Below are 19,656 nucleotides of genomic sequence, written 5' to 3'. Positions count from 1 at the left end.
CTGCCGGCGGAAGGCGCTGCTGTCGGCCTCCGCTCTCACCATTCCGGGAGTTCTCGATGTCGACAATTGTTGCGCCTGCCAGACCGCGCTGGACCTCTGCCGCCCTGTGGGTCGTCAGGGGATTGCTTGCGCTCGCCTTTATGGCGGCCGGCGGGGCGAAGCTCTATGGCGTTCCCATGCTGGTCGAGGAGTTCCAGCACATCGGGCTCGGGCAATGGTTTCGCTATTTCACCGGCGGTCTCGAAATCATGGGCGCGATCCTGCTGCTTCTGCCGCAGAAGGCCGCCCTCGGCGCGCTGCTGCTGATCTGCATCATGATCGGCGCGGTGATCACCCATTTGTTCGTCATCGGCGGTTCGCCGGTGCCGGCCATTGTTCTGCTGGCGCTGAACGCCGTGGTCGCCTATGCGGAGCGCGGCCAGATCGCATGGCTTGCCGAGACCGCGTGAGGCTGCTGCGATGCGCATTTCTCGCCGCGAATTGACAACTGTTGCAGGGCTTGTGCTGGCCTTCGTCCTGCCGCTGACGGTGACCCTGTTACTGACAGGATCCGAAGCGGCGACCTCAAAACCGCAGGCGAAGCCCGCATTGCCCCCGATGCACCGGCTGGTGCTGCCGATCAACACCGATGACCCCACCACGATGCGGGCGCTGATCTCGACCTCGCTCAACCTTCCGAAATATTATCAGGAGCGGAACGAAGCGTTCACGATCGAAGTCGTCGCCTACAACGCCGGCGTTCACATGCTCCGCGCCGATACGTCACCGGTGAAGGACATGCTGCGCGTATTGAGAGCGGTCAATTCGAACATCCGTTTCGTGGTCTGCGAGGCGACCAAGCTTGGCATGGAGCGCCAGGAGGGGCGTCCACTCACGCTGATCGACAACGTCGATCTCGTGCCGAGCGGACCCGGACGCATCATTGAATTGCAGGAAGCCGGCTGGTCCTACATCCGGTCGTGACACCAGACCTGTACAGCAGAGCATCAGACATGACATCGCATCGCAGGCCGAACCGCCGCACCGTCGTTGCCGGCATGATGGGCGCGACCGCCTCGCTCGCAATGCCGGCGTTGCCGGCGCGCGCGCGGGCCGGCGGACCGCCGCCGTTCGCAACGGTCAGGCATCAGTTCACGGAGGTTCGCGGCGCGCGCCCGGTCCCGGCGGTGCCAATCCCGCGCCTCGGCGCCGCTGCGCTCGATCTGGCGTCCTTCCGCGGCAAGGTGGTGCTCGTCAATTTCTGGGCGACGTGGTGCCCGGCCTGCCGCACTGAACTGCCGATACTGGATCGGCTCGCGGGAAACGGCCGCGCCGACCTCGCGGTTATTGCCATCGCGACCGATCGCGATCGATCGCTGGTCGCGCCCTTCGTCAAAAAACTGAAGCTTCGCCACCTCACGATCGGCTTCGATCCCGGCGGGCTGGTGGCGCGGGCCGGCGCAAGCGACGGCATCGACACGCCGTTCGCGCTTTACGGCATGCCGATTTCCTTCGTGCTCGGCGTCACCGGGCAAGTCGAAGGCTACATGACAGGTGAAGCGGATTGGCTCTCGCAGGAGGCGGGCCGACTGTTCGACTACTACGCCAGCGCCGGCGCGGGCGACTAAGACGACCCGGCTTTGAGGCTAGCTCCGGCCCCTCACGGCAGCTTGTCATATCCCTCGCCAAGCCCGTTCAGGCTGAGCGGAAAGCCGATGCCCTCTTCGGGCGTCTCAAAAATAATAAAAGTCGCGGTTTTGGCCGACCGGAGCTGCCCGAGCAGCTTCTCGTCCATCACTACCTCGGCCACGCAGCCATTGGGCAGGCAGCGGACAAAGCCGGCGCGGCCGACGTCCTGGTTGTCGAGCTTCAGGCCGAGCCCGGACGGCAGCAGGACGCCCAGGGGCGCCACCACCCGCATCAGCTTGCTCTTCTGGTCGGCCGTCTTGAGCACGATCACGGTGAGGCCGGCGTTGGAGCGGTCCTCGGCCACCACGCTCTGGATCAGGGCGCATTGCTCGCCCTGCGCGCCCGGCGGGGTGTCGCAGCGGATCTGCCAGTCGCCATGGACCGACCGCACCGCGCCTTGCGCGCTCGCCGCCTGGGTCAGGCCGAGCAGGAGTGCCGCGGCGAACAGGCCGCCCAACCAGCGGGCCGGTTCCAGACCAAGTCCCGTCTGACGCATTCCCGACTGATGTTTCGAACGCCCCATCCGGGTCGATCCTCTTACCATTTCCGGCCGCGCCGGCGACATTTCCGCCAGCCCGGCACCACATTGTAATTGGGCTTACCGGACTGATACGCAATGACGGCGCCTTGAAGGCGGCCCGATAGCCGATCCACGCCGTCGAGGACCCACGCGAATCAGGCCGCTCGGGAGCGCCGTTCCTGTGCCTACATCCGGCAACCGGGCTGTCAAGCGGCGAAGCCTTGCAAAACGGCGGGTTTTTGCGGATTTGCCGGGAAAATCCGACATCCGGCGAATAGCAGGTGACGCATGGCTTTGCTCTCCACTACTGCATTGCGAGAGCCTTAGAATTATGGTTTGAGAGGCTGGATTTCGACGCGTTCTAACGATGTGGCCCAGGGTACTGTAGCAATGCTGTTGCAGGTACTTTTGAAGGTGTACTTCCAAAAGTACCTCCGGTAGGCCGTTTGTGAGGGCGGATCGTGCGGCATTCCCTGCCATTCGGTGGGAGTGCTTTGGGGATTTATTCAAGGGAGCGCGAGCGGCATGAAGATGTCGAGTGGCCAGATGGGCCGGCGGTTGCTGGGGTTGACGGTGGCGGGCATGACGCTCGCAGCCGGCGGGGCGGCTTTTGGGGCGCAGCCCAAGCCGTGGGAAATGACGCTGCAGGAAGCCGCGACCCCCGTGATGGAAAACATCATCAGCTTCCATAACCTGCTGCTGGTGCTGATCACGCTGATCACCCTGTTCGTGCTGGCGCTGTTGGTCATCGTGGTGGTGAAGTTCAACGCCAAGGCCAATCCGATCCCCTCCAAGACCACCCACAACACGCTGATCGAGGTGGCCTGGACGCTGATTCCGGTACTGATCCTGGTCGCCATCGCGGTGCCGTCGTTCCGCCTGCTGTTCCAGCAGCTCGACATTCCCAAGGCCGACTTGACGGTGAAGGCCACCGGCAAGCAGTGGTACTGGAGCTATTCCTATCCCGATAACGGCAAGTTCGAATTCGATTCGCTGATGGCGGCCGACAAGCTGCCGCGCCTGCTCGGCGTCGACAACGAGATGGTGGTGCCGGTCAACAAGGTGATCCGCGTCCAGACCACCGGCGCCGACGTCATTCATGCGTTCGCGGTGCCGTCGTTCGGCATCAAGATCGACTCGATCCCCGGCCGCCTGAACGAGACCTGGTTCAAGGCCACCAAGGTCGGCATGTATTACGGCCAGTGCTCCGAACTGTGCGGCAAGGATCATGCCTTCATGCCGATCGCGGTGCGGGTAGTGACCGATCAGGAATTCGCTTCCTGGGTTGAGGCGGCGAAAAAGAAATATGCGACCAACCCGGCGAACACGTTCGCTTCGGCTGGTGGTCAGGCCGCGCAGTAAGGCGCGGCCAAGGGATACGCTAAGGGACAAGGGCGACGGGACCTGAAAAGGTCCGAAAAGGGACTGCAAGGCAGGATTTCAAAATGGCAACGACCGCAGCGACACACCACGATCACGCCCATGATGACCACGCCCATGCCAATCCGACCGGATGGCGGCGCTGGGTCTATTCGACGAACCATAAGGACATCGGCACGATGTACCTTATCTTCGCGATCTTCGCGGGTGTCATCGGTGCGGCGATGTCGATCGCGATCCGTGTCGAGCTGATGTATCCCGGCGTCCAGTTTTTCCACGAGTCCCACACCTACAATGTGTTCGTGACCTCGCACGGCCTGATCATGATCTTCTTCATGGTGATGCCGGCGATGATCGGCGGCTTCGGCAACTGGTTCGTGCCGCTGATGATCGGTGCGCCGGACATGGCGTTCCCGCGCATGAACAACATCTCGTTCTGGCTGCTGCCGGCCTCCTTCGCGCTGCTGTTGATGTCGACCTTCGTTGAGGGTGAGCCGGGCGCCAACGGTGTCGGCGCGGGCTGGACCATCTACGCGCCGCTATCGACCTCGGGCCATCCGGGACCGGCGGTGGACTTCGCGATCCTGTCGCTGCATCTGGCCGGCGCTTCGTCGATCCTTGGCGCCATCAACTTCATCACCACGATCTTCAACATGCGCGCGCCGGGCATGACCCTGCACAAGATGCCGCTGTTCGTGTGGTCGATCCTGGTGACGGTGTTCCTGTTGCTGCTGTCGCTGCCGGTGCTCGCCGGCGCCATCACCATGCTGCTCACCGACCGCAATTTCGGCACCACCTTCTTCTCTGCCGACGGCGGCGGCGACCCGCTGCTGTTCCAGCATCTGTTCTGGTTCTTCGGCCATCCCGAAGTGTACATCCTGATCCTGCCTGCGTTCGGCATGATCAGCCAGATCGTCTCCACCTTCTCGCGCAAGCCCGTGTTCGGCTATCTCGGCATGGCCTATGCCATGGTCGCGATCGGCGGCATCGGCTTCGTGGTGTGGGCGCACCACATGTACACCGTCGGCATGTCGTCGGCGACGCAGGCCTATTTCGTCGCCGCCACCATGGTGATCGCGGTGCCGACCGGCGTGAAGATCTTCTCCTGGATCGCCACGATGTGGGGCGGCTCGATCGAGTTCAAGACGCCGATGCTGTGGGCGATCGGCTTCATCTTCCTGTTCACGCTCGGCGGTGTCACCGGCGTCGTGCTGGCCAATGCCGGCGTCGACCGCGTGCTGCAGGAAACCTACTACGTGGTCGCGCACTTCCACTACGTGCTGTCGCTCGGCGCCGTGTTCGGCATCTTCGCGGGCTGGTACTACTGGTTCCCGAAGATGTCGGGCTACATGTACTCGGAAACCATCGGCAAGCTGCACTTCTGGTTCACCTTCATCGGCGTGAATCTCGTGTTCTTCCCGCAGCACTTCCTCGGGCTATCAGGCATGCCGCGCCGCTACGTCGACTATCCGGATGCATTTGCGGGGTGGAACCTGGTGTCGTCGCTCGGTTCCTATATCTCGGGTTTCGGCGTGCTGATCTTCATCTACGGCGTGGTCGATGCCTTTGCGAAGAAGCGCGTGGCCGAGGCCAATCCGTGGGGCGCCGGCGCTACCACGCTGGAATGGACGCTGCCGTCGCCGCCGCCCTTCCACCAGTTCGAAGTGCTGCCGCGCGTGCAGTAAGGCAAACCGCGGCGCGCTCTCAAAGAAGGCGCGTCGCACTCTTTTAGGGAAAACGAGTCCATCGTGTCGGTTGTCGATCACCACGCCGTCGAGCTTGGCCCCCGGATTTCCGAGGCCGAGGTCGGTGATTACATCGCGCTGCTGAAGCCGCGGGTGATGTCGCTGGTGATCTTCACCGCGCTGGTCGGCCTCGTGATCGCGCCTGGCCACGTTCATCCGATCCTGGCGTTCACCTCGATCCTCTGCATTGCGGTCGGCGCCGGCGCCTCGGGCGCGCTCAACATGGCTCTTGAAGCCGACATCGACGCCCTGATGTCGCGCACCGCCAACCGGCCGATCCCGCGCGGACGCATCACCCCGCCGGAGGCCATGGCGTTCGGCCTGACGCTGGCGTTTTTCTCGGTGATGACGCTCGGCGTCCTCGTCAACTGGCTGGCCGGCGGACTGCTGGCGTTCACCATCTTCTTCTACGTGGTGATCTACACCATGTGGCTGAAGCGCTGGACCGCGCAGAACATCGTGATTGGCGGTGCCGCCGGCGCGCTGCCGCCGGTCGTGGCGTGGGCCGCGGCCACCGGCTCGCTATCGATGGAGCCGGTGCTGCTGTTCCTGATCATCTTCTTCTGGACCCCGCCGCATTTCTGGGCGCTGGCGCTGTTCCGCAGCGACGACTATGCCCGCGCCGGCATTCCGATGCTGCCCGTCGTCGCCGGGCCGGATGCGACGCGGCTGCAGATCCTGCTCTACACGATCGTGCTGGTCGCGATTGCGGCTGCACCCTGGCCGCTCGGCTATTTCGACGCGGTCTACGGCGTGACCTCGCTTCTGCTCGGCGCCGGCATGATGTGGCTTGCGATCAACGTCTTTCGCCACCGCGAGGGCAAGCAAGCGGTGCGCGCCACGCGCCGGCTGTTTGCTTTCTCGATTCTCTATCTGTTTGCGCTGTTTGCGACCCTCCTGCTCGAAGTGGTCGTCCGCGCCGTCGTACCTCTGATCGGGTAGGGGGCGAATGGCGAAGGCATGGACGACAAGCAGAAGTCAGATGGAATTGTCCTCACCGAGGCGCAGAAAAGAAGCCGCCGTCACCGCTCGATCGCCATTGCGCTCGCGCTCGGCGTGCTGGTCGTACTGTTTTTCGCGGTCACTATGGTCAAGGGGCCGGCCGTTCTCGTCCGGCCGATGTGATTGAGATGGAAAACCAGCCGCAGACGCACGAGGGCGTGGGCGTGACGGGAGGCGACAAGGTCGCTTCGCGTCGTACCCTGACGCGCGATGCGGTGGTGGCCTCGATCTGCGGCTTCGTCGTGGTGTTCATGGTCGGCGCGTCCTATGCCGCCGTGCCCTTCTATGACTGGTTCTGCCGCGCCACCGGTTTCAACGGCACCACCCAGGTCGCGACCTCGGCGCCGTCTGACGCGCCGTTGGCGCGCAAGATCGCGGTGCGGTTCGACGCCAATGTCGGCCCCGGCCTGCCGTGGAAGTTCGAGCCCGAGCAGAACGAGATCGAGGTCCGGATCGGCGAGGTCGTCACCGTGTTCTATACCGTGACCAACCAGGCCGCCCGCACCACCGCAGGCGTTGCTGCCTACAACGTCGCGCCGCTGACGGTCGGCGCCTATTTCCAGAAGATCAACTGCTTCTGCTTCAGCGAACAGACCATGGGCCCGGGCGAGAAGCGCGAGATGCCCGTGGTGTTCTACGTCGATCCGGCGCTGGCCAAGGACAGCGAGAACGACGGCCTGAACACCATCACGCTATCCTACACTTTCTATCCCGTGCGCGATCCGGCGCCGAAGCCGGTCGCAGCCGGCGAAGGCGACAAGCGCAAGGGAAACTTGTGACGGGAAACCTGTGACCGCCGGATTCCGTATCTAACGGGATTTCGGCTTTGAAATTTGAGACGAATATGTGCCGACGGGAACGGCGCATCTAACGGAGAGACCGCAATGGCTACGGCGCACGCGAAGCACCACGACTACCACCTCGTCGATCCGAGCCCGTGGCCGGTGGTCGGCTCGATCTCGGCCTTCATCATGGCTGTTGGCGCCATCGCCTGGATGCATAAGATGTTCGCCGGCGCACCGGTTGTCTTCGGCATCGGCACGATCGGCGTGCTCTACACCATGGCGAGCTGGTGGGGCGACGTGATCCGCGAAGCCCAGTACAAGGGCGACCACACGCGCGTGGTGCAGATCAGCCACCGCTACGGCATGATCCTGTTCATCGCCTCCGAGGTGATGTTCTTCGTCGCCTGGTTTTGGGCCTTCTTCAATTCCGCGCTGTTCCCCGCCGATGCGATCCATGCCACCCGCGACGCGGTGTTCGGCTGCGGTCCGGGCACGGCGATGGGCGCCTGCAGCGTGCCGGGCACCTGGCCGCCGAAGGGTATCGAGACCTTCGACCCCTGGCATCTGCCGCTCCTCAACACGCTGATCCTCTTGACCTCGGGCACGACCGTCACCTGGGCGCACCACGCGCTGCTCGAGGACGACCGCCAGGGCCTGAAATACGGCCTGATCCTCACCGTGCTGCTCGGGGCCGCTTTCACCGGCGTGCAGGCCTATGAATACGCCCACGCCACGTTCGGCTTCTCCGGCAACATCTACGGCGCGACCTTCTTCATGGCGACCGGCTTCCACGGTTTCCATGTGCTGGTCGGCACCGTGTTCCTGCTGGTCTGCCTGATCCGCGCCTATGCCGGCCACTTCACGTCGAAGCAGCATCTCGGCTTCGAATTCGCCGCCTGGTACTGGCACTTCGTCGACGTGGTGTGGCTGTTTCTGTTCATCTGCATCTATGTCTGGTTCCGCGGCGCGGGGCCGGTGGCCGGACACTGATACAGGCTTGACGTGCTACAAGGGGGCGGTCGGAAGGACCGCCCCTTTTTCTTTCTTCCCTTCTCCCCTTGTGGGAGAAGGTGGATCGCCGACGCGGAGCGGCGGCGAGACGGATGAGGGGTCTGTCTCCGCGGATAGAGACCCCTCACCCGTCTCGAATGAGCTGACGCTCATTCGATCCACCCTCTCCCACAAGGGGAGAGGGGAAGGACAGAGCATGACAGATAGTGCGGCAATCACCCTCACCCAGAGCGCGCTACGCGGCATGGCCTGCCGCTGCCCGCGTTGCGGCAAGGGCAAGCTCTATGCGGGCTTCCTGGACCTGCGCCCGAATTGCGAAGCGTGCGGGCTCGACTACGCCTTCATTGATGCCGGCGACGGGCCTGCGATCTTCATCATCATGCTGGCGGGCGCCATCGTCGTCACCGCGGCCCTGATCGTTGAAATCAAGTATCAGCCGCCGTTCTGGCTGCATGCGGCGCTCTGGCTGCCGCTGATTATCGCTACCACGCTGCTGCCGCTGCGCTCGATGAAGTCGCTTCTGATCGCGCTGCAGTTTCATCACAAGGCGGCGCCCGGCCGCCTGATCGACCGCGAGCCGAAATGACCGCGCTCTTGTCACGGCGGCCGGCGGTTACCGGTTTTGCCATCTTCACGCTGCTGATGGTCGCGGTCTTCACCGGCCTCGGCATCTGGCAATTGCAGCGCCGGGTCGAGAAACATGCGCTGATCGCGATGTTGAACGAACGGCTTGCGGCCGCGCCCGAGGCGCTGCCGGCGCAAGCGCAGTGGAATGCGCTGACGGCGGCCAAAGACCAATTCCGCCGCATCAGCTTTACCGCCACCTACGCGCCGTTGCCGGACGCGATGGTCTATAGCGCGGGCTCCGCGGTGCGCGACGACATCTCCGGCCCCGGCACATGGGCCTTCCTGCCGGCGCAACTCGCCGATGGCAACACCATCGTGATTAACACCGGCTTCGTGCAGAACACGATGCAGGACCGCGCCCAGCAGGATCGCGCCGTGAGACGGCTTATCACCGGTGATCCGGTGCAGTTCACCGGCTACATCCGCTTTCCCGAAAGCGCCGGCACGCTGACGCCGCCGGAGAGCGTGGCAAAACGGCTCTGGTTCACCCGCGATCATCTCGCCATGTCCCGTGTGCTCGGCTGGGTCGAGGGCGGCAAGGCTGTCGCACCGTTCTATGTAGATCTGGAAACGCCCGCGCCCGAGAGCGGCATTCCAAAACCCGGCCCGCTTTCGGTTCATCTCAAGGACGATCATCTGCAATACGCCATCACTTGGTTCACGCTGGCGTTTGCGGTCGTGATCGCGTTCGGCGTGTGGTGGCGCGGGCAGCGTCGCGGCTAAAGCTCCGTCCCCGTATTCACCCGGACTAGCTTGTCGGAACCTTTGTTCCGCACAATCGTTTGAGTTCCACGGTGCGTTCCGAAAGGCAGGCCGTTCAGTGTCCATTCACGACGATCACCATACTCCCTCACCCGCGTCGGCGCTCAGGACGAGGTATCGCGACGTGGATGGAGTCGCGGACTTGGCGGACGATTTCGATCAGATAGCCTTGGTGGTCGACTGGCTGGACGCATGCCGGAATCGTGACCTGTCGGCATTGCTCGAGCTCTATGCCGACGACGCGATGCTCAAATGCCAGTGCGGCGAGGTCAAGGTCAGCGAGGGCCGCGCCGGGCTCGAATCCTACTGGCGGCCGCGCCTCGATGCGCTCGCCTCGGATGCATTCGGGTTGGAGGAAATCACACCGACCGCTGAAGGCGTCGTGCTCGATTATCTCAGCCATGAAGGCAAGCCGGTGCGGATCGCATTTCGCTTCACCGCCGACGGGAAAATCCTGCGAAGCGATTGCCAGCCGGCGCCGGCCTCGTTGCCGGATGCGGCCGCCGTTCAGAATGAAGCCGGCTGATCACCCGGCGTTTGCATGCGCTGCAATCGTTGCCGGCTTGCGCGTTCTGCAGGATCGCTTCCCCGTTAGGCTTGCGCTGAGCCTCGCGCCTGTGAGGCGGAATCTCCCGCGGGAAGCCGGCAGCGAACGCAGGTGCGACCTTCTTCGCGCAGCAGTTCAAGCGTCCCGCTCAGCGCGCGAACGCGCTCCAGCATTCCCGTCAATCCCCGCCCGAACACCCGGTCCGCCGGAAAACCTATGCCGTCATCGGATACTTCCACGATCACTCCGGGGTCGTTGATCCCTGCCGTGACGTGCATCGCGTTCGCCTTGGCATGGCGAAGCACGTTTGTCACCGCCTCCTGGATAACGCGATAGATTGTCTGGGACAGCAAGCCGTCGACCTCGTTCAGCGTCGTGTCGATTTGCGACGTCACTTTGAGGTCAGGCGCCTGCGCCTTCGCGTTCTGCAGCAGTGTCTGGATGCTCTTCTCGAGGCCGAGCTCCTGAATGTAGAGCGGCCGCAGCCGGTCGAGGATGCGGCGGTTCGCCTGCTGCAATGTTTCGACCGACTGCAGAATGCCCTCGGCGGCGCTTCTCAACTCCGCCTGGCCGGACGGGATGGATTCCAAAAGCGCCACCGTGTTGGCGCGGATGCCGAACAACAGCGGCCCGAGTTCGTCATGAAGCTCGCGCGCCATATCCTGCCGCTCGTCGTCCTGCAGCGACACGATCCGGCGCAGCAGGCTGCGGTTATCCTGGCTGAGGCGATTGAGGGTGCGGGCGAGCTCGTTGGCTTCCTGCGCGCTCTTGCGGATCTCGGGCGGGCCGGCGGGAGCAATCGGCTGCTCGTAATCGCCGGTTCGCATTCGGGTCAGGCCGTCGCCCAGGCTCTGCAGCGGTCGCAATGCGGAGCGCGCAGCGAAATGGGCAATGGCCGCCGTCAACAGCATCAGGGTAATTCCGGAGCAGACGATCGCCAGAAACCCGATCCACTTCTCGTAGATGTCGGCGGCCATGTCGGGCGCAAATACGATGTCGCCGACCTGTTTTCCCTCGATCATCACGGGGAAGGCGGCTCTGGATTCGGGTATGACGAGGAGGCGGACGAACCAGTCAGGCACCGTTCCCAAGGGGGCCTGCGCCCCGGGCGGACGAGCATCGAGGTCGGTCCCGACGCGCCGAAACCGGATTGCTTCAGAGGCTCCTAGCGATTGCGCGAACGCGTCCAGCGTCGCTTGCGGATTGGTGGAGGTTCGAAGCGCGCCGTTGAGCGCAGCCGCAACCGCTCTGGCCGAGCGAGCCGCCGGCTCGACTTCTTCCATAAGTTGCGCCGTGGCAAATATCTGCAGCGAAACGCCTCCGGCCAGCAGAGCGGCCACGAACATCAGGCCGAGCGGCAGCAACAACCGCGTTCGAAGAGAAAGTCTTTCCCACATTTCGACTAATATAACTCCCGCAACCCAAGATTTCTCTTTTCAAATACCGCCAACCGCCTATTTAATCCTAAAGAGGATGGATGATGCAGAATTCTAGCAGATCGGCAACGAAGGTCCTGATCGTCGACGACCATCCGGTGGTCCTGTCGGGTTGCCGGTCGCTGTTTGCGTCGGACAATTCCGTGAAGATCGAAGAGGCCACCGACGCCAAGTCCGGCCACCGCGCCTACGTGGCGAAGCGGCCGGACGTCACGGTCATCGATATCAAGCTTCCGGATGTGTCGGGTTTCGAACTGATGCGCCGCATCCGCAAGGATGATCCGGACGCCAGGATCATCATGTTCAGCATGAATGACGACCCGGCGTTCGTGGTTCGCGCCATCGAGATGGGCGCGCAGGGCTATGTCTCGAAGGGCGACGATCCAAGGATGCTGGTGAAGGCCGTTCGCAAGGTGGCCGCGGGAGACAATTTCATTTCACCGCAACTGGCGGAGGCGGTAACCTTTTCAGGCGCTTCGATCAAGGCCAATCCGGCGTCGCAAATGACGGCGCGCGAGCTGGAAATCCTGCGGCTGCTCGGCCGCGGCGACAAGATCGTCGAAGTCGCCGATGCGCTCGAGATTTCCTACAAGACGGTCGCCAACACCACCTCGCTGCTCAAGCAGAAGCTCGGCGCTAAGAATCATTCGGACCTGATCCGGATCGCGGTGGAGATGGGGCTCGGCTGAGCACGGTCTGATTCAATCACTCTGATCACCGAACCGGCCGCGCCTCGAGGGCGCGACCGTTCGTGTCGCTGCCATCGCGTATCATCAGGGCAATGGGAATGACAAACGCGAAGACAGCGAGAGCCTTACCAGCGGCGATGGTGGCGCCATTTGTGGTGACCGCGACCTCTGTGCCATCCGTAATGGTGGCCGCGTCCGCGGTGCCAACCTCCATGGCCATGGCCATGGCCATGACCGCGCCCATGCTTGACCTCGATCACACCGCCATCCGGCGCAGCCATCGGGGCCATCCCCAATCTGGCGGAAGCAGATGCGGTCATGGCTAGCGAAGCAAGCAGCGCAGCAGCAATCAGAACGAAACGTCTCATCAAACTCTCTCCCCATCGCGTGATCGCGATGAGGCACAAGTTCCCGACAAGTAGATTTGTTCCGTGGTCACGAAACTAAATCATTAAGGGTATATTCGAGCGCAAGTTGCCGCTTATCCCCGCGAGTGCGAGGGCGCCGCCTACCAGTTTGCCGGCGCGATTTTGCCAAAACTTGCATGGAAATTTTCGGGAAAGACTGGCAAAACAGGCTCTCGTGATTTGCAGGGAGAGCTGGATGAACAGCCCGGATATCGCGGAAGCCGCCTTTGCACGAGCCTGGAGCGTCTACCGGCTGATCCACAGCGGTATTGATGAGAACGACTCGCGGCGCGCAAGTCTCCAGCGCTTTATCCGCCAGCGCTGCGAAGCGGGCGAGACCGACACGGAACTACTGGCGGTCGAGGGGCTCAAATATCTCAAGAGGCTGGAAGGTCTCCCGGAGGACTAGTCCGCGGCAGTGCCGAAAGCTCGTCCCGTATCGGGAAAAAGTGGAACTATTTGAATTCCTCGGGAGTTGCCGGTTGCAACGTGAGAAACTGGAGGAGGACGCCTTGAAGAAATTTCTGATGATCGGAACCTTAGTCGTTGCCGCATCGGTGGTCGCCGAAATCGCGGTAGCCGCCGAATTCTACGTCGTGCGCGACGCCTCCACCAAGAAATGCACGGTGGTCGATACCAAGCCGACGACGACCACGACGACGATCGTCGACAACGGCACGTTCAAGACCAAGACCGAGGCCGAGACGGGCATGAAAACCATGAAGGTCTGCACCACGAACTGACAGACCCTTCCAGGAGAGAGAGCCGTGGCGTTGCTGCTGCGGCCCTTTTCGTTTAGCGCATCAGCCCCGGTAACGCAGCGCCGCGACCAGCACGGCAAAGGCCGGAGTTGGCTGGCGGCGGCTCGGGTAATAGAGGTGATAGCCCGAGAAGGGCGGACACCAGTCGGCCAGCACGCGGATCAGGCGGCCGTCGGCGAGATGGGCCTGCACCTGGTCCTCGGGCAGGTAGGCGAGGCCGAGCCCGGCGAGAGCCGCATTCATCCGCAGCGTGATGTTGTTGAATACCAGCTGGCCGTCGACCCGGACCTTCAGGGCGCGTCCGCGCTTCTCGAACTCCCAGGCGTAGATCCCGCCATAGGTCGGCAATCGGATATTGATGCAGCTATGGGCCACGAGGTCCTGCGGCTTGGCGGGCTTGGGGTGAACAGCGAAATAGCCTGATGTGCCGACCACCGCCATGCGGAAATCCGGTCCGATGCGCACCGCGATCATGTCCTTGGCCACCTGCTCGCCGAGACGAACGCCGGCGTCGAAACGCTCCGCGACGATGTCGGTGAAACCGTAGTCGACGTTCACCTCCACCTTGATGTCGGGATATCGCGGCAGCAGTGTTGCCAAAGCAGGCCAGAGGATCGTTACGGCCGAATGCTCGGCCGCGGTGATGCGGATGGTGCCGGCCGGCTTGTCGCGCAATTCGGTCAGTGCGGAAAGCTCGGCGTCGATCTCCTCCAGCTTCGGCGCCACCGTTCGCATCAGGCGCTCGCCAGCCTCCGTCGGCGCGACGCTGCGGGTGGTGCGGGTCAATAACCGCAGGCCGAGCCGCTCCTCCAGCCCGCGGATCGTATGAGAGAGCGCGGATTGCGAAACATCGAGCTGCGCCGCTGCCCGGGTGAAGCTTTTCTCCCGCGCCACCACCAGGAACGCGAGGAGATCGTTGATGTTCTGGCGCGCCATTCATGAATCCATTTCATAAGTACAAGCTGATTGTACCACCTAATCGAAGCTCCGTGCAGCCGTTAGCTTGTGCGAAGCCGGCAAGCGCGGTCCTCCCGCGACAGCTCTTTCAAACGTGAACGCCGGCGAGGAACAGCCGAAACCCGGCGCGGTTACACGACGATAGATGCGGACGCCGGCACGGTCGCGCCGAACATCAACCGACAGCAAAATGGGAACACGACATGCAAGGTCCGAGCGACTTCGATCTATCGCGGCGGAAACTGTTGCTGGGAACCGCCGCATCGGTGGCCTTTGGCGCGGCACCCCCGGTGGCCAATGCGCAAACGCCGGTGGCTCCTGCGCAGGCCGCCCCCCAGGCTGTCCCGATGTCGAAGGTCTCCTTCAACGTGAATGGCAGGCCGCGCGAAGTCACGCTCGACACGCGCACCACGCTGCTCGATGCGCTGCGCGAGCACCTGCATCTCACCGGCTCCAAGAAGGGGTGCGATCACGGTCAGTGCGGTGCCTGCACGGTCATATCGGGGGGGCGGCGGATTAATTCCTGCCTGACCCTGGCGGTCATGCATGAGGGCGACGAGATCAGGACGATCGAGGGACTGGGTACGCCTGAGAACCTGCACCCGATGCAGGCCGCATTCGTAAAACATGACGGCTATCAATGCGGCTATTGCACGCCCGGACAGATCTGCTCGGCGGTTGCCGTGCTGGACGAGATCAAGGCCGGCATTCCGAGCCATGTCAGCGCCGACCTCAACGCGCCGGCGCAACTGACCAATGCCGAGCTCCGCGAGCGCATGAGCGGCAACATCTGCCGTTGCGGCGCCTATTCCAACATCGCCGAGGCGATATCAGAAGTTGCCGGGAGACCCGCATGAGATCTTTCACTTACGAGCGCGCCCGCACGCCGGCTGATGCCGCCGCTGCCGCCTTGCGCAATCCCGATACCAAGTTCATCGCCGGTGGCACCAATCTCCTCGATCTGATGAAACTCGAGATCGAGACGCCGGCCCATCTGATCGACGTCAACGGCCTCGCGCTCGACAAGATCGAACCGACATCGGAGGGCGGATTGCGTATCGGCGCACTGGTGCGCAACACCGATCTCGCCGCTGATAGCCGCGTGCGGCGCGACTATGGCGTATTGTCGCGCGCGCTGCTGGCGGGCGCCTCGGGCCAGTTGCGCAACAAGGCGACCACGGCGGGCAACCTGCTGCAGCGGACGCGCTGTCCTTACTTCTACGACACCAACCAGCCCTGCAACAAACGCCGGCCCGGCAGCGGCTGCGCGGCAATCGGCGGGTTCAGCCGCCAGCATGCCGTGTTGGGCGCAAGCGAAGCCTGCATTGCCACCCATCCGAGCGACATGGCGGTCGGGATGCGCGCGCTTGATGCGACGGTGGAAACCGTGCGGCCGGACGGCGCGACGCGAACGATCCCGATCGCCGAATTCTACCGCCTGCCCGGCGACACGCCGCATATCGAAACCACGCTGCAGCCGGGCGAGCTCATTACCGCGGTGACGCTGCCAAAACCCGTCGGCGGCAGGCAGGTCTATCGCAAGGTGCGCGATCGCGCCTCCTATGCTTTCGCGCTCGTCTCGGTCGCCGCGATCGTGCAGCGCGACGGCACCGGACGCGTGGCGCTTGGCGGCGTCGCCCACAAACCGTGGCGCGTCGAAGCGGCTGAGGCCGCAATGCCGCGCGGCGCCAAGGCCGTCGCCGCGCAATTGCTCGCCGATGCGAAGCCGACGCGCGAAAACACATTCAAGCTGTCGCTGGCCGAGCGCACGCTCGGCGCGGTGCTGACCGAAGCGAAGGGCTGACACATGAAATTCGAATCTCCCGCCACGACCAACCCGATTGATCAGCTCAGAATCGTCGGCAAGCCCGTCAGCCGGATCGATGGTCCGCTCAAGGCCACCGGCACGGCGCCCTACGCCTATGAGCGCCACGATGTCGTGGCAAACCAGGCCTATGGCTATGTCGTCGGTTCGGCGATCGCCAAGGGACGGATCGCCGGGATGGATCTGAGTCATGCCAAGGCCGCGCCCGGCGTGCTCGCGATCGTCACGGCTGACAACGCCGGCAAGCTCGACAAGGGCAGGCTCAACACGGCAAAACTCCTCGGTGGTCCCGAGATCCAGCATTATCACCAGGCCATTGCCGTCGTCGTCGCGGAAACGTTTGAGCAGGCGCGCGCCGCCGCGCAGTTGATCCGCGTCGATTACGTCAGGGAGCAGGGTGCGTTCGATCTCGCTTCTCTGCTGGATAAGGCAAAACCAAATCCCATCACCGGCGGTCCCGGCGATACGGCGGTCGGCGACTTCGCCGCGGCGTTTGCGGCCGCGCCGGTCCGGCTCGATGCGCGCTACAGCACGCCCGATGAAGCGCACGCCATGATGGAGCCGCACGCCACGATCGCCGCATGGGAGGGCGACAAGCTCACGCTATGGACCTCGAACCAGATGATCGCCTGGAACAAGGCGGAGATGGCCACAACGCTGGGCATTCCGAAGGAAAACGTCCGCCTCGATTCGCCGTTCATCGGCGGTGGTTTTGGCGGCAAGCTGTTCCCGCGCGCCGACGCGCTGCTCGCCGCATTGGGCGCGCGCGCGGCGAAACGGCCGGTGAAGGTGGCGCTGCAGCGTCCGCTGATGTTCAACAACACCACGCATCGCCCGGCAACGATCCAGCGCATCCGCATCGGGGCCACGCGGGACGGCAAGATCACGGCGATCGGTCATGAGAGCTGGTCCGGCGATCTGCCGGGCGGCAAGGCCGACGGCGCGGTCAGCCAGACCCGGCTGCTCTATGCAGGCACGCACCGCATGACCGCCACGCGGCTCGCGACGCTCGATCTGGCCGAAGGCAATGCGATGCGCGCGCCGGGCGAGGCGACGGGCATGATGGCGCTGGAAATCGCCGTCGATGAAATGGCCGAGAAGCTCGGGATCGACCCGATCGAGTTTCGCATCCTCAACGACACCCAGGTCGATCCGGAAAAGCCGGAGCGGCCGTTCTCGCAGCGTCAGCTCGTCGAGTGCCTGCGTACGGGCGCCGAGCGCTTCGGCTGGAACAAGCGCAACCCGCAGCCGGGCAGGGTCCGCGACGGGCGCTGGCTGGTCGGCATCGGCGCCGCCGCCGCGTTCCGCAACAATCTGCTGACGAAGTCGGCGGCGCGGGTGCGGCTCGACAAGAGCGGTGTCGTGACCGTCGAAACCGACATGACCGACATCGGCACCGGCAGCTACACCATCATCGCGCAGACCGCGGCCGAGATGATGGGCGTGCCGCTCGAGAATGTGAAGGTGCGTCTCGGCGACTCGGCTTTCCCGGTGTCGGCCGGTTCCGGCGGGCAGTGGGGCGGCAACAACTCGACCGCCGGCGTCTATGCCGCCTGCGTCAAGCTGCGCGAGATGATCGCGCAGAAGCTCGGGTTCAACTCCGCGGAGGCGGAGTTCGTCGATGGGGCCGTGCGCGCGGGCAATCGCAGCGTGCCGCTGATGCAGGCTGCGGCCGATGGCGGCATCTCGGCCGAAGACGAAATCGAATATGGCGATATCGCCAAGAAGTACCAGCAATCGACCTTCGGCGCGCACTTCGTCGAAGTCGGCGTCGATGCGGCGACCGCCGAGATCCGCGTGCGCCGCATGCTCGCGGTGTGCGCCGCTGGCCGTATCCTGAATCCAAAGACGGCGCGGAGCCAGGTGATCGGCGCCATGACCATGGGCGTCGGCGCGGCGCTGATGGAAGAACTTGTGGTCGACAAGCGCGCCGGCTTCTTCGTCAACCATGACCTCGCCGGTTACGAGGTGCCGGTGCATGCCGACATCCCCCATCAGGAAATGTTCTTCCTTGATGAGACCGATCCGATGTCGTCGCCGATGAAGGCCAAGGGCGTCGCCGAGCTCGGCATCTGCGGCGTGGCGGCTGCCGTTGCCAACGCGGTCTACAACGCGACCGGCGTGCGCGTCCGCGATTATCCGATCACGCTCGACAAGCTGCTGGAGCAAATGCCGGACGTGGGTTGAGCGCTTCGATTGCGTTGCTGCCGCGTATCTCGAAGCTCGCCGCAAGTGCGATTAGGGGAAGCACCATGTTCACGCGAAGACGCCTGCTCGCCACCACCGCGCTCGCGGTGGCAGCGGGCACCATGCCGGCTGTCCCGGCGAAGCCAAGGAACGGAACGATGGAAATCAAGCGAAGCGGTTCACGACCATCAGGCAAAGGGCCGGTGGAATACTTCACGGGCAATGTGCGCGTCGATCCGCTGATGCAGGCTCCCGGTCCCGCGCGTGTCGCCGGCGCCAGCGTCACCTTCGAGCCCGGTGCGCGGACGGCATGGCATACCCACCCCTTGGGCCAGACCTTGATCGTCACGTCCGGACGCGGCTGGGTGCAGGTCTGGGGCGGCCGTGTCGAGGAAATTCACCCGGGCGACGTCGTCTGGTTTCCGCCGGGTGAAAAGCACTGGCATGGCGCGACGCCGACGACGGCCATGACGCACATCGCCATCCAGGAGCGGCTCGACGGCAAGGCCGTCGACTGGATGGAGAAGGTCAGCGACGAACAATACCGGGCTTGATGGGGCGCGGTTGTCTCGAGGGTTTGATCGTGTGGTTCGATGGCATGTCCGCTATGCCCCGATAGCGACCAAATACCGGATCGCACCGAAATGACGGGACGTGCCACGTTCAGAGATCCGCAGGGCTACCGGGTTCCTCCTGACGCCTTTGGTTGTTGGAACAAACTTGGGTTAGGCTGGTTTCGTTTGCTGAATTGGAGAATGCACAGATGAAGCCCTTCTTGATGGCGTTCGGCGCTGCACTTGTAAGCAGCACTTTCGCGCTTGCTGACACCCCAGTGACACCGGCGGAGGCCGAGAAGATCAAAGCTGCCTTGGAAGTCCTTGGCTGCACGGGCGGCAAGATGGAAAAGGAAACCGAGGGCAGCGGTTACTTTGAAGTCGATGACGCCAAGTGCAAGGGCGGGCAGTACGACATCAAGCTCGACAAGGACTTCAATATGATCGCGATGACTCGCGACTGATCCTGCTCAAGACCTGTTCCGCAGTCGTGCTTTACCGAAACAACGGTAGCGGTCCAGCGATGTCCGTTTTCGGACACCGGCAAACCCGGACGTATTGGCGTGTCCGCTTTGGGGCCAAAGATCTAGACCGGCGGTTAACCCTGTCTGCAAACGCCCTGTACGTGGGTCGCGTTGTTAGGTCAGCCGCCGCCAAGTTGCCTCATTAGATCGGAGAATTTTCACCGGCACTAATTCAAGCCGGAGGGAGCATCATGCTGAGAATGATGTTGTTGGGCCTCCTCATCCCATTGGGTGTAGGAGTACTTGCGGCAATGGAACTCAGAGCCCCA

Annotated in this window: 24 protein-coding genes; 20 read left to right on the top strand and 4 right to left on the bottom strand. The window is 63.5% G+C overall.

The features are described from left to right. Positions 1 to 56 precede the first annotated feature (56 nt). The 3 genes from IVB22_RS23395 to IVB22_RS23385 are packed head-to-tail and all read left to right on the top strand — an operon-like array spanning position 57 to position 1,607. Positions 57 to 449 carry a DoxX family protein gene (locus IVB22_RS23395; protein WP_247519596.1) on the top strand — a complete coding sequence of 131 codons (393 nt, stop codon included), beginning with the start codon at positions 57 to 59 and terminating at the stop codon, positions 447 to 449. A gap of 10 nt (positions 450 to 459) precedes the next feature. Next, positions 460 to 963, top strand: coding sequence for a DsrE family protein (locus tag IVB22_RS23390; RefSeq protein ID WP_247519595.1), 504 nt, complete (start codon positions 460 to 462; stop codon positions 961 to 963). Between the two features lie 29 nt (positions 964 to 992). Next, positions 993 to 1,607, top strand: coding sequence for a TlpA disulfide reductase family protein (locus IVB22_RS23385; RefSeq protein ID WP_247519594.1), 615 nt, complete (start codon positions 993 to 995; stop codon positions 1,605 to 1,607). A 32-nt stretch (positions 1,608 to 1,639) separates the two neighbouring features. On the opposite strand, the gene IVB22_RS23380 is transcribed toward IVB22_RS23385, so the two are convergent. Further along, a complete protein-coding gene (locus IVB22_RS23380) occupies positions 1,640 to 2,164 on the bottom strand; it encodes an invasion associated locus B family protein (protein WP_247519641.1) in 525 nt (174 codons plus the stop codon). Positions 2,165 to 2,713: 549 nt separating this feature from the next. On the opposite strand from IVB22_RS23380, the gene coxB reads away from it, so the two are divergent. The 9 genes from coxB to IVB22_RS23335 all read left to right on the top strand — a co-directional run bounded on the left by coxB (position 2,714) and on the right by IVB22_RS23335 (position 10,026). Continuing rightward, positions 2,714 to 3,550, top strand: coding sequence for a cytochrome c oxidase subunit II (gene coxB, locus IVB22_RS23375; RefSeq protein ID WP_247519593.1), 837 nt, complete (start codon positions 2,714 to 2,716; stop codon positions 3,548 to 3,550). Positions 3,551 to 3,633: 83 nt separating this feature from the next. Then, positions 3,634 to 5,253: a cytochrome c oxidase subunit I gene (ctaD, locus tag IVB22_RS23370; protein ID WP_247519592.1), complete on the top strand. Its 1,620-nt coding sequence runs from the start codon at positions 3,634 to 3,636 to the stop codon at positions 5,251 to 5,253. 63 nt (positions 5,254 to 5,316) lie between these two features. Next, positions 5,317 to 6,255 (top strand): heme o synthase, encoded by a 939-nt coding sequence (locus tag IVB22_RS23365; protein WP_247519591.1) that lies wholly within the window; start codon positions 5,317 to 5,319, stop codon positions 6,253 to 6,255. Positions 6,256 to 6,273: 18 nt separating this feature from the next. Then, positions 6,274 to 6,438: a CoxF protein gene (locus IVB22_RS23360; protein WP_247519590.1), complete on the top strand. Its 165-nt coding sequence runs from the start codon at positions 6,274 to 6,276 to the stop codon at positions 6,436 to 6,438. 5 nt (positions 6,439 to 6,443) lie between these two features. Beyond that, positions 6,444 to 7,094, top strand: a complete 651-nt coding sequence (locus IVB22_RS23355) for a cytochrome c oxidase assembly protein (RefSeq protein WP_247519589.1) — start codon at positions 6,444 to 6,446, stop codon at positions 7,092 to 7,094. Positions 7,095 to 7,199: 105 nt separating this feature from the next. Further along, entirely contained in the window at positions 7,200 to 8,090 is an 891-nt protein-coding gene (locus IVB22_RS23350) for a cytochrome c oxidase subunit 3 (protein ID WP_247519588.1), read from the top strand. A 217-nt stretch (positions 8,091 to 8,307) separates the two neighbouring features. Then, positions 8,308 to 8,697, top strand: a complete 390-nt coding sequence (locus IVB22_RS23345; RefSeq protein WP_247519587.1) for a DUF983 domain-containing protein — start codon at positions 8,308 to 8,310, stop codon at positions 8,695 to 8,697. Continuing rightward, positions 8,694 to 9,461 (top strand): SURF1 family protein, encoded by a 768-nt coding sequence (locus tag IVB22_RS23340; protein ID WP_247519586.1) that lies wholly within the window; start codon positions 8,694 to 8,696, stop codon positions 9,459 to 9,461. Before IVB22_RS23345 ends, IVB22_RS23340 begins: the two co-directional genes overlap by 4 nt. A gap of 181 nt (positions 9,462 to 9,642) precedes the next feature. Beyond that, on the top strand, positions 9,643 to 10,026 hold the full coding sequence (locus IVB22_RS23335; RefSeq protein ID WP_247519585.1) for a nuclear transport factor 2 family protein: 384 nt from the start codon (positions 9,643 to 9,645) through the stop codon (positions 10,024 to 10,026). 65 nt (positions 10,027 to 10,091) lie between these two features. On the opposite strand, the gene IVB22_RS23330 is transcribed toward IVB22_RS23335, so the two are convergent. Further along, positions 10,092 to 11,444 carry a histidine kinase gene (locus IVB22_RS23330; protein WP_247519584.1) on the bottom strand — a complete coding sequence of 451 codons (1,353 nt, stop codon included), beginning with the start codon at positions 11,442 to 11,444 and terminating at the stop codon, positions 10,092 to 10,094. Between the two features lie 83 nt (positions 11,445 to 11,527). Between IVB22_RS23330 and IVB22_RS23325 the strand changes: the two genes are divergently transcribed. Then, positions 11,528 to 12,172, top strand: a complete 645-nt coding sequence (locus IVB22_RS23325) for a response regulator transcription factor (RefSeq protein WP_247519640.1) — start codon at positions 11,528 to 11,530, stop codon at positions 12,170 to 12,172. 25 nt (positions 12,173 to 12,197) lie between these two features. On the opposite strand, the gene IVB22_RS23320 is transcribed toward IVB22_RS23325, so the two are convergent. After that, positions 12,198 to 12,416 carry a hypothetical protein gene (locus IVB22_RS23320; protein ID WP_247519583.1) on the bottom strand — a complete coding sequence of 73 codons (219 nt, stop codon included), beginning with the start codon at positions 12,414 to 12,416 and terminating at the stop codon, positions 12,198 to 12,200. A 359-nt stretch (positions 12,417 to 12,775) separates the two neighbouring features. Between IVB22_RS23320 and IVB22_RS23315 the strand changes: the two genes are divergently transcribed. After that, entirely contained in the window at positions 12,776 to 12,988 is a 213-nt protein-coding gene (locus IVB22_RS23315) for a hypothetical protein (RefSeq protein ID WP_247519582.1), read from the top strand. 118 nt (positions 12,989 to 13,106) lie between these two features. Continuing rightward, positions 13,107 to 13,322 carry a hypothetical protein gene (locus IVB22_RS23310; RefSeq protein ID WP_374207618.1) on the top strand — a complete coding sequence of 72 codons (216 nt, stop codon included), beginning with the start codon at positions 13,107 to 13,109 and terminating at the stop codon, positions 13,320 to 13,322. Positions 13,323 to 13,382: 60 nt separating this feature from the next. On the opposite strand, the gene IVB22_RS23305 is transcribed toward IVB22_RS23310, so the two are convergent. Then, positions 13,383 to 14,276: a LysR family transcriptional regulator gene (locus IVB22_RS23305; protein WP_247519580.1), complete on the bottom strand. Its 894-nt coding sequence runs from the start codon at positions 14,274 to 14,276 to the stop codon at positions 13,383 to 13,385. A 224-nt stretch (positions 14,277 to 14,500) separates the two neighbouring features. Between IVB22_RS23305 and paoA the strand changes: the two genes are divergently transcribed. The 5 genes from paoA (at position 14,501) to IVB22_RS23280 (ending at position 19,327) form a co-directional block, all read left to right on the top strand. Continuing rightward, the gene (paoA, locus tag IVB22_RS23300) at positions 14,501 to 15,154 is read left to right on the top strand and encodes an aldehyde dehydrogenase iron-sulfur subunit PaoA (RefSeq protein WP_247519579.1); all 654 of its coding nucleotides are present in this window, start codon (positions 14,501 to 14,503) and stop codon (positions 15,152 to 15,154) included. Beyond that, the gene (locus tag IVB22_RS23295; RefSeq protein ID WP_247519578.1) at positions 15,151 to 16,101 is read left to right on the top strand and encodes a xanthine dehydrogenase family protein subunit M; all 951 of its coding nucleotides are present in this window, start codon (positions 15,151 to 15,153) and stop codon (positions 16,099 to 16,101) included. The genes paoA and IVB22_RS23295 overlap by 4 nt, the downstream gene beginning before the upstream one ends. 3 nt (positions 16,102 to 16,104) lie before the next feature. Continuing rightward, on the top strand, positions 16,105 to 18,309 hold the full coding sequence (gene paoC, locus IVB22_RS23290) for an aldehyde oxidoreductase molybdenum-binding subunit PaoC (protein WP_247519577.1): 2,205 nt from the start codon (positions 16,105 to 16,107) through the stop codon (positions 18,307 to 18,309). A gap of 158 nt (positions 18,310 to 18,467) precedes the next feature. Continuing rightward, a complete protein-coding gene (locus IVB22_RS23285) occupies positions 18,468 to 18,863 on the top strand; it encodes a cupin domain-containing protein (protein ID WP_247519639.1) in 396 nt (131 codons plus the stop codon). 209 nt (positions 18,864 to 19,072) lie between these two features. Beyond that, the gene (locus IVB22_RS23280; RefSeq protein ID WP_247519576.1) at positions 19,073 to 19,327 is read left to right on the top strand and encodes a hypothetical protein; all 255 of its coding nucleotides are present in this window, start codon (positions 19,073 to 19,075) and stop codon (positions 19,325 to 19,327) included. Positions 19,328 to 19,656 lie beyond the last annotated feature (329 nt).

The sequence above is a fragment of the Bradyrhizobium sp. 190 genome (genome assembly GCF_023073415.1).
Lineage (GTDB): Bacteria > Pseudomonadota > Alphaproteobacteria > Rhizobiales > Xanthobacteraceae > Bradyrhizobium.
Note: the sequence above shows the minus strand (reverse complement) of the source record. Positions and strands in the feature narration are given on the sequence as shown.

Excerpts from the sequence above, each read along its gene's own strand:
- IVB22_RS23395 (WP_247519596.1), top strand. The coding sequence starts at position 57 with ATGTCGACAATTGTTGCGCCTGCCAGACCGCGCTGGACCTCTGCCGCC.
- IVB22_RS23390 (WP_247519595.1), top strand. The coding sequence starts at position 460 with ATGCGCATTTCTCGCCGCGAATTGACAACTGTTGCAGGGCTTGTGCTG.
- IVB22_RS23385 (WP_247519594.1), top strand. The coding sequence starts at position 993 with ATGACATCGCATCGCAGGCCGAACCGCCGCACCGTCGTTGCCGGCATG.
- IVB22_RS23380 (WP_247519641.1), bottom strand. The coding sequence starts at position 2,164 with ATGCGTCAGACGGGACTTGGTCTGGAACCGGCCCGCTGGTTGGGCGGC.
- coxB (WP_247519593.1), top strand. The coding sequence starts at position 2,714 with ATGAAGATGTCGAGTGGCCAGATGGGCCGGCGGTTGCTGGGGTTGACG.
- ctaD (WP_247519592.1), top strand. The coding sequence starts at position 3,634 with ATGGCAACGACCGCAGCGACACACCACGATCACGCCCATGATGACCAC.
- IVB22_RS23360 (WP_247519590.1), top strand. The coding sequence starts at position 6,274 with ATGGACGACAAGCAGAAGTCAGATGGAATTGTCCTCACCGAGGCGCAG.
- IVB22_RS23355 (WP_247519589.1), top strand. The coding sequence starts at position 6,444 with ATGGAAAACCAGCCGCAGACGCACGAGGGCGTGGGCGTGACGGGAGGC.
- IVB22_RS23350 (WP_247519588.1), top strand. The coding sequence starts at position 7,200 with ATGGCTACGGCGCACGCGAAGCACCACGACTACCACCTCGTCGATCCG.
- IVB22_RS23345 (WP_247519587.1), top strand. The coding sequence starts at position 8,308 with ATGACAGATAGTGCGGCAATCACCCTCACCCAGAGCGCGCTACGCGGC.
- IVB22_RS23340 (WP_247519586.1), top strand. The coding sequence starts at position 8,694 with ATGACCGCGCTCTTGTCACGGCGGCCGGCGGTTACCGGTTTTGCCATC.
- IVB22_RS23330 (WP_247519584.1), bottom strand. The coding sequence starts at position 11,444 with ATGTGGGAAAGACTTTCTCTTCGAACGCGGTTGTTGCTGCCGCTCGGC.
- IVB22_RS23325 (WP_247519640.1), top strand. The coding sequence starts at position 11,528 with ATGCAGAATTCTAGCAGATCGGCAACGAAGGTCCTGATCGTCGACGAC.
- IVB22_RS23320 (WP_247519583.1), bottom strand. The coding sequence starts at position 12,416 with ATGGGCGCGGTCATGGCCATGGCCATGGCCATGGAGGTTGGCACCGCG.
- IVB22_RS23315 (WP_247519582.1), top strand. The coding sequence starts at position 12,776 with ATGAACAGCCCGGATATCGCGGAAGCCGCCTTTGCACGAGCCTGGAGC.
- IVB22_RS23310 (WP_374207618.1), top strand. The coding sequence starts at position 13,107 with ATGATCGGAACCTTAGTCGTTGCCGCATCGGTGGTCGCCGAAATCGCG.
- IVB22_RS23305 (WP_247519580.1), bottom strand. The coding sequence starts at position 14,276 with ATGGCGCGCCAGAACATCAACGATCTCCTCGCGTTCCTGGTGGTGGCG.
- paoA (WP_247519579.1), top strand. The coding sequence starts at position 14,501 with ATGCAAGGTCCGAGCGACTTCGATCTATCGCGGCGGAAACTGTTGCTG.
- IVB22_RS23295 (WP_247519578.1), top strand. The coding sequence starts at position 15,151 with ATGAGATCTTTCACTTACGAGCGCGCCCGCACGCCGGCTGATGCCGCC.
- paoC (WP_247519577.1), top strand. The coding sequence starts at position 16,105 with ATGAAATTCGAATCTCCCGCCACGACCAACCCGATTGATCAGCTCAGA.
- IVB22_RS23285 (WP_247519639.1), top strand. The coding sequence starts at position 18,468 with ATGGAAATCAAGCGAAGCGGTTCACGACCATCAGGCAAAGGGCCGGTG.
- IVB22_RS23280 (WP_247519576.1), top strand. The coding sequence starts at position 19,073 with ATGAAGCCCTTCTTGATGGCGTTCGGCGCTGCACTTGTAAGCAGCACT.